This window comes from Bordetella parapertussis (assembly GCF_020735925.1).
GTDB lineage: Bacteria > Pseudomonadota > Gammaproteobacteria > Burkholderiales > Burkholderiaceae_B > Bordetella > Bordetella pertussis.
Window position 1 is genome coordinate 2,902,082 of record NZ_CP085971.1, and the last position, 13,213, is coordinate 2,915,294.

Here is a 13,213-nt window from a genome sequence, read left to right on the forward strand (position 1 = left end):
AAAAGGGACACGGCGCCCCGGGTTACAGCGGCGACATCGGCGCGACGGCCTCCGGCGTGACGACCGGCGGCGTACCGCTGGCGGCCGCCTGCAGGCGCTCGACCTCGCGGCGCAGGCGCAGGGCCTCGCGGCGGCGGCGCATGGCGGCCGGCACGGTCAGCAGCAGGCCGAACAGGGCCCCGACGACGAACACGACCAGCATGACGACGATCAGCGGCACGTCGTGCACCACGTAATCGGCGTAGAAAGTCACGGCGACGGGATTGGTGTTCTTGAGCGCGAACATCAGAACCGCCACAAACACGAGCAATCGCAGGGCCCAGACCAGGTAGCGCATGACGCATGCTCCAAAGAATTCAAGACGAGTAATTGTAAGCGGAAGCGGCGCCCTTGCCGCGCCCGGCGGCACATGCGCGGGCCGTCTTTTTCACCGCGCCGCGCCGCCGGCCCGAAAAAACAAAGCCCCTTGAACAAGCAAGGGGCTTTGCCGGTACAACGCCAACCACGCGGGACGCCCTGCGCGGCACATCAGTGCATGGCATGCATATCCATGACCGATTGCAGCGGGTCGGACGACCCGTTGGACGAGTCGTCGCCCTGATCGTTGCCAACCAGATCGACCCGCTCGCGCAGCTCCTTGCCGGCCTTGAAGTGCGGCACCTGCTTGCCAGGTACCAGCACTTGTTCGCCCGACTTCGGATTGCGCCCAATACGGGGGGAGCGCTGCGACAGCGAGAAGCTGCCAAACCCGCGGATTTCGATGCGCTGACCCGAGGCCAGGGCCTGGGTCATTGCATCGAGCATGGTCTTGACAGCGTAATCGGTGTCGCGGGCGGCCAGCTGAGGATAGCGGGCCGCCAACGCGGCGATCAGCTCCGACTTGGTCACGTCAACCGTCGTTGCGCTGTTGGTCCAGCTTGGCCTTGAGCAGCGCGCCCAGGTTCGTCGTACCCGACGAAGCGCTCGCCTCGGACATGCGCTGGATGGTTTCGGCCGTCTCGGCGTTATCGCGGGCCTTGATCGACAGCTGGATCGAACGCGCCTTGCGGTCGATGTTGACGATCATGGCTTCGATGTTCTCGCCAGCCTTCAGCACGGTGGTGGCGTCCTCGACGCGGCCCGAGGAGATCTCGGAAGCGCGCAGGTAGCCTTCCACGTCCACCGACAGGGTGATCACGGCGCCCTTGGGCTCGACCGACTTGATGGTGCCCGGAACAACGGCGCCCTTGTCGTGCGTGGCAACGAAGTTGTTGAACGGGTCGCCTTCGAGCTGCTTGATACCCAGCGAGATGCGCTCTTTGTCGGTATCGATGCCCAGCACCACGGCTTCCAGCTCGTCGCCCTTCTTGAAGTTGCGCACGGCTTCCTCGCCCGATTCCGTCCACGACAGGTCGGACAGGTGGACCAGGCCGTCGATGCCGCCGGGCAGGCCGACGAACACGCCGAAGTCGGTGATCGACTTGATGGCGCCGCGGACCTTGTCACCACGCTTGAAGTTGGTGGCGAACTCTTCCCACGGGTTCTGGCGGCACTGCTTCATGCCCAGCGAAATGCGGCGACGGTCTTCGTCGATTTCCAGGACCATGACTTCGACTTCTTCGCCCAGGGTCACGACCTTGCGCGGATCGACGTTCTTGTTGGTCCAGTCCATTTCGGACACGTGCACCAGGCCTTCGATGCCGGCTTCGACTTCGACGAACGCGCCGTAGTCGGTCAGGTTGGTGACCTTGCCGAACAGGCGGGTGCCCTGCGGATAGCGGCGAGCCAGGCCCACCCACGGATCTTCGCCCAGCTGCTTGACGCCCAGGGAGACGCGGCTCTTTTCCTGGTCGAACTTGAGCACCTTGGCTTCGACTTCCTGACCCACTTGCAGGACTTCGGACGGGTGACGCACGCGGCGCCAGGCCATGTCGGTGATGTGCAGCAGGCCATCGATGCCGCCCAGGTCGACGAACGCGCCGTAGTCGGTGATGTTCTTGACCACGCCCTTGACCACCGCGCCTTCGTGCAGCGTCTCGAGCAGCTTCTGGCGCTCTTCGCCCATGCTGGCTTCCAGCACCTGGCGGCGCGACAGCACGACGTTGTTGCGCTTGCGGTCCAGCTTGATGACCTTGAATTCGAGGGTCTTGCCTTCGTACGGCGTGGTGTCCTTGACCGGGCGCAGGTCGACCAGCGAACCGGGCAGGAACGCGCGGATGCCGTTGGTCATGACGGTCAGGCCGCCCTTGACCTTGCCGGTGATCGTGCCGGTGACCAGCTCGCCGTTCTCGAGGGCCTGCTCCAGTTGCAGCCAGGCCGACAGACGCTTGGCGCGGTCGCGCGACAGGATGGTGTCGCCGTAGCCGTTCTCCAGCGAATCGATCGCCACCGAGACGAAGTCGCCGGGTTGAACTTCGAGTTCGCCCTGGTCATTGAGGAACTCTTCCAGGGGAATCAGCGCTTCGGACTTCAGGCCGGCGTTGACGACCACGAAATTGTGATCGACGCGCACGACTTCGGCACTGATGACCTCGCCGGACTTCATGTCCTGGCTCTTGAGGCTTTCTGCGAACAGGTCGGCGAAGTTTTCGCCGCCAACGATGGCGGAGGTGGAAACGGAAGACATTAGGTTGGAATCCATTTGGCCGGGATTGGCCGTTCAAAACACACCGCAACGGATTGCCCGCAGCAGTGGAGTGGTAAAACCTGCCGGCTTCGCCGGCCCTTGCGGGGTGTCCCGTGGGGGCTGGAGATTGGCCGTCAGGGCCTCAAACAGGTACTGAGGTACTGCCCAAACAACACGCGCCGTGGCTAGGCGCGCCAGAAATCCAGCACGGCCTGTACGGTCTGTTCGATGGTCAGGCCGGAAGAATCCAGCACATGCGCATCGGCAGCCGGGGCAAGCGGTGCCACCGCACGCTGCGTGTCGCGCGCATCGCGTTCACGCATATCGCGTAGCAGGTCATCTAGATTAGCAGAAATTCCCTTTTTGATCAACTGCTTACAGCGTCTTTGCGCGCGCGCCTCGACATCGGCCACCAGAAATATTTTCAGGGACGCATCAGGAAACACGACCGTCCCCATGTCGCGGCCGTCGGCGACCAGGCCCGGCGGCTGCCGGAAAGCCCGCTGGCGCTCCAGCAAGGCCTGACGAACGCCCGGGTAGGCGGCGATGCACGAAGCGTAGTTTCCGACCTCTTCCTGGCGGATTTCGTGCCCGGCATCCCGCCCTTCCAGGTAGACATGCGGCCCGTCGAACCGTACGTCCAGCGCCTGGGCCACGGCGGCCACCGCCGGTTCGTCGGTGGCCGGCAGGCCGCGCCGCAACGCGGCCAGGGCGGTCAGCCGGTACAGGGCGCCGCTGTCGAGCACGTCCCAGCCCAGCTGCTTGGCCACCCGGTGCGCGATGGTGCCCTTGCCGGAAGCCGTGGGGCCGTCGATGGTGATGACCGGCGCGGCGCCGGCGGATGCGGAAATAGCCATGGGGCAGGCGCCGTTCAGTCCCGCGCGGCCAGCAGGCCCGCGTACACGTCGAAATAATCGGGGAAAGTCTTGCTGACGCAGCCCGGATCCAGGATGCGCACCGCAGCCGGACCGAACGCGGCCAGCGAGAAGCACATGGCCATGCGGTGGTCGTCCCAGGTGCCGATGTGGGCGTCGCGCCAGCCGCCGGGCGCCGGCGGCGCCACCTCCAGCCAGTCCGCCCCGCTTTGCACGCCCGCCCCCAGCTTCTCCAGCTCGGTGTGCATGGCGTGGATGCGGTCGGTCTCCTTGACGCGCCAGCTGCCGATGTTGCGCAGGCGGCATGGGCCGTCGGCGTACAGCGCCAGCGTCGCGGCCGTCATGGCGGCGTCGGGAATCAGGTTGAAGTCGGCGTCGAACGCCTTCAGGCGTCCGCCCTCGGCCACCCGCACGCCGCGCGTCTCGATCCAGCCCGGGCCATAGCGCACGTCGGCGCCCATCGCCGCCAGCGTCGCGGCGAACGCCACGTCGCCCTGGATGCTGTCCTCGCCCACGCCGGTGACGCGCACCGGCCCGCCGCCGATGGCGCCCAGGGCCAGGAAGTACGACGCCGTCGAGGCATCGCCCTCGATCGCCATGCGGCCCGGGCCGCGGTAGGCCGCATCGCGCGCGATCGTGAAGGCGCGCCAGCCGTCGCGCCGCACCGACACGCCAAAACGCGCCATCAGATTGAGCGTGATCTCGATATAGGGTTTGGAAATCAGCTCGCCCACCACCTCGATGGTGATGTCCTGGCCGCTGCGCCGAGCCAGCACGGGGGCGGCCATCAGCAAGGCGGTCAGGAACTGGCTGGACACCGAGCCCTCCACCCGCACCGGCCCGTCGACGCGAATGCTGCCGCCGCCGATGCGCAGCGGCGGATACCCCGCCTGCCCTAGATATTCGATCCCGGCGCCGAACTGGCGCAAGGCGTCGACCAGGTCGCCGATGGGTCGCTCGTGCATGCGCGGCACGCCGGACAGGCGGTAATCGCCGCCCATCAACGCCAGCGCCGCGGTCAGCGGCCGGAACGCGGTGCCGGCGTTGCCCAGGAACAGCTCGGCCTGTTCGATCGGAAAGCGCGCCACGCCTTCGATGGTCACGCAGCCATCGGCCACCTCGCCCACCGATACGCCCAGCTGGCGCAACGCGGCCAGCATGACGCGGGTGTCATCGGAATCGAGCAGGCCCGTGATTTCGGTGCTGCCTTCGGCCAGCGCGGCCAGCAGCAATACCCTGTTGGAGATGCTCTTGGAACCCGGCAGGGCCACCTCGCCGCGCGCCAGGCGCGCCGCGGGCAGGTCGAGATATGCCAATCCGCTCATTTGGAATCCTTGCGCCAATTGCGCCGCGCGTGCGCCGCGCGCTCCAGCAAGGCCTGCAGGCCCGCGCCGTCGCCGGCGCCCAATGCCTGCTCGGCCTCGTCGAGCACCCGTCGCAGGGCCGCCAGCTCGGACTGCATGGCGGCCTGGTTGGACAAAAAGATATCGCGCCACATTTCCGGCGAACCGGCCGCGATGCGCGTGAAATCCCGAAAACCGCTACCGGCCAGATCCATGCGCGCCTGGGCGTCATCGGAGCCGGCCACCTGGGCCATGTAGACGGCGGCCAGGAAGTGCGGCATGTGGCTGACCGAAGCCAGCAGCCGGTCGTGCGCCACGTCGTCCATCTCGACCACGTGCGCCCCGCATGCGTGCCAGCAGGCGCGCACGCGCGCCACCGATGCGGCCGCGTTCTCCGGCAGGGGCGTAAGCACTACCGCACGCCGTACGTACAGCCCCGCGTCGGCCGCCTCGGGCCCGGTGCGCTCGCCTCCGGCGATCGGATGCCCCGGCACGAAACAGGAAACCTGCTCGCCCAGCGCCTGACGCGCCGCCATGACGACCTGCGATTTGGTGCTGCCGGCATCGGTCAGCAGGCAGCCCGGCCGCAGATGGTCGCGCATGCGCGCCAGCATCGCGCCCAGCCCGCCCACCGGGGTGGACAGCAGCACCAGGTCTGCGCGCGCCGCCGCTTCCTCGGGCGAGACGGCCTCGTCGATCAGGCCCAGCTCGCGCGCACGCGCCAGCGACGCCGGGTTGCGGCCCACGCCGAGAATGGTGCCGACCTGCCCGGCGTGGCGCAACGCGGCGGCGAACGAGCCACCGATCAAGCCTACGCCGGCCACAGCCAGCACGGGGACCAGGGGCCCCTGCCCGTTTGCCGAATTGTTCGCGCTCATACCTGCAGAAAAACAATATGGCAGCGCCGGACGGACACACGCTCCGTCACGCCGGCCGCCTGGTGTGCGTCAACCACGCCGTGGCCCTATTGCGCCGGATACGAACCCAGCACCTTGAAGAAGGCCACCTGCGCCTGCAATGCCGCCAGTGCGCGGGCCACGTTCGCGTCATCGCGATGGCCCAGCACGTCGACGTAGAAATAGTATTCCCACTGGCCCGTGCGCGCCGGGCGCGATTCGAAGCGCGTCATGGAAACGCCGTTGGCCGCCATCGGCGCCAGCATGTCATAGACGGCGCCGGCGCGGTTGGGCACGGCCAGGATCAGGCTGGTCTTGTCCTTGCCGCTGCTCAATGGCTCGATATGGCCGACAGCCAGGAAGCGCGTGCGGTTCTGCGGATCGTCCTGGATGCCGGCGGCCACGACGCGCAGGTTCCAGGCCGGCGCGGCGACTTCGCCAGCGATGGCCGCGACCGTCGGGTCCTCGGCGGCCACGCGGGCAGCCTCGGAATTGCTGGCCGCCGCCACGCGATTGAGGTCCGGGTAATGGCGCGTCAGCCATCCCTGGCACTGTGCCAGCGCCTGGGGATGCGCCGAGATCGTCTTGATGCCGTCCATCGTGCCGGACTGGCTCATCAGGCAGTGGCGGATCACCAGCGAGCGCTCGCCCAGGATGGTCAGCGGCGTGTTCAGCAGCAGGTCCAGACTGCGGTTGACCGCGCCCTCGGTGGAGTTTTCCACCGGCACCATGCCGACGTCGGCCTGCCCGGCCTCGACGGCACGGAACACCTCATCGAACGAGGGGCACGGCAGCTGCTGCACCGAATGGCCGAAATGCTCGAGCGCGGCCTGTTCGGAGAACGAGCCCTGCGGCCCGAGATAGGCCACGGTCATGCCGCGCTCCAGGCCGCGGCAGGCGGACATGATCTCGGTCCAGACGGCTGCCACGGCGGCCTTGGGGAACGGCCCCGGGTTGCTGTGCTGCAAGCGGCGGATCACTTCGGCTTCGCGCTCGGGGCGCAGCACCGGGCCATCCGCGTGCGCGGCGTGCTTGACCGAGCCCACTTCCTGCGCGGTGCGCGCGCGCTGCGACAGCAGGTCGAGGATCTGGGCGTCGATGGCGTCGATGCGGTCGCGCAGCGGCCGCAGCTTGTCCTGCAGGGAATCATCCATGGCGGCGCTCGAACTCCTTGAGGTAATCGATCAGGGCCTGCACGCCGGCCAGCGGCATGGCGTTGTAAATCGAGGCCCGCATGCCGCCGACGCTCTTGTGGCCCTTGAGCTGCATCAGGCCGGCCGCTTCCGCGCCTTGCAGGAAGGCATCGTTGAGGGATTCGTCGCGCAGCACGAACGGCACGTTCATGCGCGAGCGCACCGCTGGCTGCACCGGGTTGCGGTAGAACGCGGAGCCGTCCAGGTAGCCATACAGCAACTCGGCCTTGGCGCGGTTGGCCTCTTCCATGCCGCGCACGCCCCCGTGCGCCTTGATCCACTTGAACACCAGGCCCATCACGTAGATGGCGAAAGTGGGCGGTGTGTTGTAGCGCGAGTGATCGGCCGCCACGTTGGCATAGTCGAACGCCGACGGGCAGATCGGCAGCGCATGGCCCAGCAGGTCGCGGCGCGCGATGACCACGGTCACGCCGGCCGGGCCGGCGTTCTTCTGGGCGCCGGCAAACACCAGCCCCGCGCGCGCGATGTCCAGCGGACGCGACAGGAAATGCGAGGACACGTCGACCACCAGCGGCACGTCGGGCGCGCCCAGGCTGGCCGGATCGGGCCATTCGGTGAACTCGACGCCGCCTATGGTTTCGTTGCTGCACAGGTGCAGATAGGCCGAATCCTTGCGCACGCGCCAGGTATCGACCGGCGGCAGCCAGGTCCAGGAGGACTGGGCCTGGCCGTCGATCTCGGTGGCCTCGGCGGCGCTGGCCGCGATCTGCGCGTCGCCGTAGCGGCCCGCCTCCTTGTGCGAACGGGTCGACCAGTGGCCGGTCACCACGAAATCGGCCGCCGGCGTGCTGCGCCGGCCCATCAGGTTCATGGGCACGATGGCGTTTTCGCCCAGCCCGCCGCCCTGCATGAACATCACGGCGTAGTCGGCCGGAAGTCCCAGCAGTTCGCGCAGGTCGGCCTCGGCCTCGTCGCAGATCTGCACGAAGTGCTTGCCGCGGTGGCTCATTTCCATCACGGACATGCCGCTGCCGTGCCAGTCCAGCATTTCGGCGGCGGCTTGCTGCAGCACCGCCTCGGGCAAGGCCGAGGGGCCTGCCGAGAAATTCCAGGGGCGAGCCATCATTACTCCGTAGGTTCAGTCGGTTCAGAATCCTTGCCCTGGGCGCCGGTATCGTCGCCGCCTTGGTCGCCGCCCTCTTCGCCGAGATCTTCGCCGCCATCCTCGTCATCGGCGTCGGCATCGCTTTCGACCACGCGCCGCACGCCGGACAGGCTGCTGCCGTCATCGACGCTGATCAGCGTGACGCCCTGCGTGGCGCGGCCCATCTCGCGAATCTCGGCCACGCGGGTGCGCACCAGCACGCCGCCGGTGGTGATCAGCATGATCTCGTCGGACGGCATCACCAGCACGGCGCCGACCACGCGGCCGTTGCGCGAGCTGGTCTGGATGGCGATCATGCCCTTGGTGCCGCGGCCATGGCGGGTGTACTCGGTGATCGGGGTGCGCTTGCCGTAGCCGTTCTCGGTGGCGGTCAGCACGCTCTGGGTCTCGTCGCCGGCCACCAGCAGCGCGATGACGGTCTGGCCCTCTTCGAGCATCATGCCGCGCACGCCGCGCGCATTGCGGCCCATCGGACGCACGTCGTTCTCGTCGAAGCGCACCGCCTTGCCGGCGTCGGAGAACAGCATCACATCGTGCTTGCCGTCGGTCAGGTCGGCGCCGATCAGGTAATCGCCGTCATCCAGGTCGACGGCGATGATGCCGGCCTTGCGCGGGTTCGAGAAGTCGGACAGCGGGGTCTTCTTGACCGTGCCGCGCGACGTCGCCATGAAGACGTAGTGGTCTTCGCTGAATTCCTTGACCGGCAGCACCACGGTCACCTTCTCGCCGTCGGCCAGCGGGAACATGTTGACGATGGGCTTGCCGCGCGAGTTGCGCGTGCCCTGCGGCACCTCCCACACCTTCAGCCAGTACACCCGGCCCCGGTTGGAGAAGCACAGCAGGTAGTCGTGCGTATTGGCGATGAACAGCTGGTCGACCCAGTCGTTCTCCTTCATGGCCGTAGCCTGCTTGCCGCGTCCGCCGCGCTTTTGCGAACGGTACTCGGACAGCGGCTGGCTCTTGATGTATCCGCCATGCGACAGGGTGACCACCATGTCCATCGGCGTGATCAGGTCTTCGGTATCGAGCTCGGTGGCGTTGACTTCGATTTCGGCGCGGCGCGTATCCTTGGCCGAGGTCGAGAACTCGGCCTTGATGGCCTGCAGCTCTTCGCTGATGATCGTGGTGATGCGCTCCGGGCGGGCCAGGATGTCGAGCAGGTCGGCGATGGTGGCCATCACGTCCTTGTACTCGCCGATGATCTTGTCCTGCTCCAGGCCGGTCAGGCGTTGCAGGCGCATGTTGAGGATTTCCTGCGCCTGGGTCTCGCTCAGCCGGTAGTTGCCATCGCCCTGCAGCCCGTACTCGGGCGCCAGGTCGTCGGGGCGGAATGCCGCGACGCCGCCGGCGGCGTCGCCGTCGACGCGGGCCAGCATTTCACGCACCAGCGACGAATCCCAGGAACGCGCCATCAATTCCTGGCGCGCCACCGGCGGGGTGGGCGCCGCCTTGATGATGGCGATGAAGTCGTCGATGTTGGCCAGCGCCACCGCCAGGCCTTCCAGCACGTGGCCGCGTTCGCGCGCCTTGCGCAGCTGGAACACGGTGCGGCGCGTCACCACTTCGCGGCGATGCTGCAGGAAGTACTCGATCAGCTGCTTGAGGTTCAGCAGGCGCGGCTGGCCGTCGACCAGCGCCACCAGGTTCATGCCGAAGGTGTCCTGCAGCTGCGTATTCTTGTACAGGTTGTTCAGCACCACCTCGGGCACTTCGCCGCGCTTGAGCTCGATGACCAGGCGCATGCCGTCCTTGTCCGACTCGTCGCGGATGTCCGAAATGCCCTCGATCTTCTTGTCGTTGACCAGCTCGGCGATGCGCTCCTGCAGGGTCTTCTTGTTGACCTGGTAGGGAATCGCGTCGACCACGATGGCCTGGCGGTTGCCCTTCTCCATGTCCTCGAAGTGGGTCTTGGCGCGCATGATGACGCGGCCGCGCCCGGTGCGGTACCCCTCGCGAACGCCCGTGATGCCGTAGATCACCCCGCCCGTGGGAAAGTCCGGCGCCGGGATCAGTTCGATCAGCTCGTCGATCGAGCATTCCGGATTGCGCAGGCAATACAGGCAGCCGTCGACCACTTCCTGCAGGTTGTGCGGGGGAATGTTGGTGGCCATGCCCACGGCGATACCCGAGCTGCCGTTGACCAGCAGGTTGGGCAGGCGCGAAGGCAGCAGCAGGGGCTCCTGTTCGCTGCCGTCGTAGTTGGGCCCGAAGTCGACCGTTTCCTGGTCGATATCGGCCAGCAACTCGTGCGCGATCTTGGCCAGGCGGATTTCGGTGTAGCGCATCGCCGCGGCGTTGTCGCCGTCGATGGAGCCGAAGTTGCCCTGGCCGTCGACCAGCATGTAGCGCATGGAGAAGTCCTGCGCCATGCGGACGATGGTGTCGTATACCGACTGGTCGCCGTGCGGGTGGTACTTACCGATGACGTCCCCGACGATACGCGCGGACTTCTTATAGGCACGGTTCCAATCGTTGTTCAGTTCGTGCATCGCGTACAGCACGCGGCGATGCACAGGCTTGAGACCGTCACGCACGTCTGGCAGCGCGCGCCCCACGATCACGCTCATCGCGTAATCAAGATAGCTACGGCGCATCTCTTCTTCCAGCGATACCGGAAGCGTCTCCTTGGCGAAGGAATCCATATATATAGGCGACAGAATCGTATGTAAGGATGAACCCGAGCCGGGTAAACAGGAAATTCTATCATTCGATCCTTTTTGCCTCCTTTGGGGCCGCCCCGGCGGGCTTGCTTGCGCGCTTCCCCGCCTTGTTGCCAAAAACCAACATGATCAAGGCGGCGAGCCCTGAAATGCTCAATATCCACGGTCAATGCAACGGTCTAGGGCAGCCAAAGCCACCCAAATGCCTTAAGATTGTTTCCAGCACGCAGGAGACCCAGTAGCGATCCTTTGAACCTGTTCTTGGCGTTGCTATACTGGCCCCGTTTTCCTGATATGCGGCGGGGGTTCGCTGCGAGTCACTTATCCAGCTTCAAGCTCAACGAGGAGAAACATGAACAAACCCTCCAAATTCGCTCTGGCGCTCGCCTTCGCCGCTGTTACGGCCTCTGGTGCAGCTTCCGCGCAAACCGTGGACAACTGGCGCAATCCGTTTGGCGACGTTTGGAAGAACGGCACCAATGAACTGTGCTGGCGCGATGCGTTCTGGACCCCGGCTACCGGCATCCCCGGTTGCGACGGCGTTCCGGTCGCTCAGAAGGAAAAGCCCGCTCCCATGGCCGCCAAGGTCGTGTTCAATGCTGACACCTTCTTCGACTTCGACAAGTCGACGCTGAAGCCGGAAGGCCGCCAGCTGCTGGATCAAGTCGCCCAGCAAGCCGGCACGATCGATCTGGAAACGATCATCGCCGTTGGCCACACGGACTCGATCGGCACCGAAGCCTACAACCAGAAGCTGTCCGAGCGCCGTGCCGCTGCGGTCAAGACCTACCTGGTCAGCAAGGGTATCGACCCCAACCGTATCTACACGGAAGGCAAGGGCGAACTGCAACCGATCGCTTCGAACAAGACGCGTGAAGGCCGTGCCCAGAACCGTCGCGTGGAAATCGAGATCGTCGGTAGCCGCAAGAACTAATTGCAGCGCTAGCCGCTACAATGAGGGGGGCCTCGCATAGCGAGGCCCTTTTTTCTTGCCGCGCCCTCCCGGCGCGGCATGCCGTACCCTTACATAGAGCCGGTCGGCCCGCCGACCCCCGCGCCCATGACGACAGCCACCCAATCCAGCGCCCCCGGCGTCAACGTCGACCAAGCCGAGGTCGAGAAATTCAGCGCGCTGGCCGCCCGCTGGTGGGACCCGGAAAGCGAATTCAAGCCGCTGCATGCCATCAACCCGCTGCGCCTGGGCTGGATCCAGGAGACCGCCGGCAGCCTGAGCGGCAAGCGCGTGCTGGACGTGGGCTGCGGCGGCGGCATCCTGTCCGAGAGCATGGCCGTGGCCGGCGCGCAGGTCACCGGCATCGACCTGGCCGAGAAATCGCTCAAGATCGCCCGCCTGCACGGGCTGGAGTCCGGCGTGAAGGTCGATTACCGCGCCGTGCCCGTCGAGGAACTGGCCGCCGAGCAGCCGGGCCAGTACGACGTGGTGACCTGCATGGAAATGCTCGAGCACGTGCCGGATCCGGCCTCCGTCGTGCGGGCCTGCGCCGCGCTGGCCAAGCCCGGCAGATGGGTGTTCTTCTCCACCCTGAACCGCAACCCCAAGTCATTCCTGTTCGCCATCGTCGGCGCCGAATACGTTCTGCGCCTGCTGCCGCGCGGCACCCACAGCTACGACAGCTTCATCAAGCCCAGCGAACTGGCCGCCAGCGCGCGCCAGGCCGGCCTGGAACCCACGGGCATGCGCGGCATGGAGTACAACCCCATTACCCAGGTCTATTCGCTGTCGGCCAACACCTCGGTCAACTACCTGATGTCCACCCGCAAATGAGCGCCCTCATCCTGTTCGATTTCGACGGCACCCTGGCCGATACGGCCCCCGACCTGGCCGCCGCCGCCAACCGGCAACGCACTCGCAAGGGCCTGGAGCCCATGCCCTACGAAGCGCTGCGGCCGATGGCTTCCCAGGGCGCGCGCGGCCTGCTGCGCGCCGCGCTGGGCCTGTTGCCCGACCATCCCGACTACGAGCCGACGCGGCTGCAGTTCCTGGAAGACTATGCGGCCGAATCCACCGTGCACAGCCGCCTGTTCCCGGGCATCGCCGACCTGCTCGAGGATATCGCCCAGCGCGGCCTGTCCTGGGGCATCGTCACCAACAAGGTCACCTACCTGACGCTGCCCATCGTCGAACACCTGGGCCTGACGCGCGACAGCGCGGTGCTGGTCTGCGGCGACACCACCGCCCACGCCAAGCCGCATCCCCTGCCCCTGCTGCACGCGGCCGAGCAGGCCGGCGTCGAGGCCGGGCGATGCGTCTACGTGGGCGACGACCTGCGCGACATCCAGGCGGCCCATGCGGCCGGCATGCCGGCGGTGGCGGCGGCCTACGGCTACGTTGACATGGAAGAGGACGTCACGACCTGGCAGGCCGAGGCGTGCGCCGCTTCGCCGCGCGAACTGTGGTCCGCCATCGAACCCTTGCTGCCCACGCGCGCCACGGCCTGACCTTCGGCGACGGCCGGCGCGGGCCTCATGCCCGTGCCGGCGCCACACCCGGCCA

At 66.7% G+C, this 13,213-nt stretch carries 12 protein-coding genes; 3 read left to right on the forward strand and 9 right to left on the reverse strand.

The genetic code is table 11. From position 1 onward, the window contains the following. Window positions 1–22: 22 nt before the first annotated feature. From LK409_RS13740 to gyrA, 9 genes are all read right to left on the reverse strand, one after another. A complete protein-coding gene (locus tag LK409_RS13740) occupies window positions 23–337 on the reverse strand; it encodes a lipopolysaccharide assembly protein LapA domain-containing protein (protein WP_003813353.1) in 315 nt (104 codons plus the stop codon). 191 nt (window positions 338–528) lie between these two features. Continuing rightward, complete coding sequence (locus LK409_RS13745) at window positions 529–888, reverse strand: integration host factor subunit beta (RefSeq protein WP_010928906.1); 360 nt, start codon at window positions 886–888, stop codon at window positions 529–531. Between the two features lies 1 nt (window position 889). Then, a complete protein-coding gene (rpsA, locus tag LK409_RS13750) occupies window positions 890–2,605 on the reverse strand; it encodes a 30S ribosomal protein S1 (RefSeq protein WP_010926825.1) in 1,716 nt (571 codons plus the stop codon). Window positions 2,606–2,790: 185 nt separating this feature from the next. Further along, window positions 2,791–3,462, reverse strand: coding sequence for a (d)CMP kinase (cmk, locus tag LK409_RS13755; protein ID WP_010928907.1), 672 nt, complete (start codon window positions 3,460–3,462; stop codon window positions 2,791–2,793). Window positions 3,463–3,476: 14 nt separating this feature from the next. Next, window positions 3,477–4,805 carry a 3-phosphoshikimate 1-carboxyvinyltransferase gene (gene aroA / locus LK409_RS13760; protein ID WP_010928908.1) on the reverse strand — a complete coding sequence of 443 codons (1,329 nt, stop codon included), beginning with the start codon at window positions 4,803–4,805 and terminating at the stop codon, window positions 3,477–3,479. After that, window positions 4,802–5,701, reverse strand: coding sequence for a prephenate dehydrogenase (locus LK409_RS13765; protein WP_003813366.1), 900 nt, complete (start codon window positions 5,699–5,701; stop codon window positions 4,802–4,804). Before LK409_RS13765 ends, aroA begins: the two co-directional genes overlap by 4 nt. An 86-nt stretch (window positions 5,702–5,787) precedes the next feature. Then, complete coding sequence (gene pheA, locus LK409_RS13770) at window positions 5,788–6,873, reverse strand: prephenate dehydratase (protein WP_003813370.1); 1,086 nt, start codon at window positions 6,871–6,873, stop codon at window positions 5,788–5,790. Further along, on the reverse strand, window positions 6,866–7,999 hold the full coding sequence (gene serC, locus LK409_RS13775; protein ID WP_003813372.1) for a 3-phosphoserine/phosphohydroxythreonine transaminase: 1,134 nt from the start codon (window positions 7,997–7,999) through the stop codon (window positions 6,866–6,868). Before serC ends, pheA begins: the two co-directional genes overlap by 8 nt. Beyond that, complete coding sequence (gyrA, locus tag LK409_RS13780) at window positions 7,999–10,680, reverse strand: DNA gyrase subunit A (RefSeq protein WP_010926826.1); 2,682 nt, start codon at window positions 10,678–10,680, stop codon at window positions 7,999–8,001. The genes serC and gyrA overlap by 1 nt, the downstream gene beginning before the upstream one ends. 370 nt (window positions 10,681–11,050) lie before the next feature. Here gyrA and ompA point away from each other — a divergent pair, with 370 nt between their 5' ends. The 3 genes from ompA to LK409_RS13795 all read left to right on the forward strand — a co-directional run bounded on the left by ompA (window position 11,051) and on the right by LK409_RS13795 (window position 13,158). Beyond that, window positions 11,051–11,632, forward strand: a complete 582-nt coding sequence (gene ompA / locus LK409_RS13785; RefSeq protein ID WP_003813377.1) for an outer membrane protein OmpA — start codon at window positions 11,051–11,053, stop codon at window positions 11,630–11,632. A gap of 126 nt (window positions 11,633–11,758) precedes the next feature. Next, the gene (gene ubiG / locus LK409_RS13790; RefSeq protein WP_041937252.1) at window positions 11,759–12,484 is read left to right on the forward strand and encodes a bifunctional 2-polyprenyl-6-hydroxyphenol methylase/3-demethylubiquinol 3-O-methyltransferase UbiG; all 726 of its coding nucleotides are present in this window, start codon (window positions 11,759–11,761) and stop codon (window positions 12,482–12,484) included. Beyond that, complete coding sequence (locus LK409_RS13795; RefSeq protein WP_010928910.1) at window positions 12,481–13,158, forward strand: HAD-IA family hydrolase; 678 nt, start codon at window positions 12,481–12,483, stop codon at window positions 13,156–13,158. Before ubiG ends, LK409_RS13795 begins: the two co-directional genes overlap by 4 nt. Window positions 13,159–13,213: the final 55 nt, after the last annotated feature.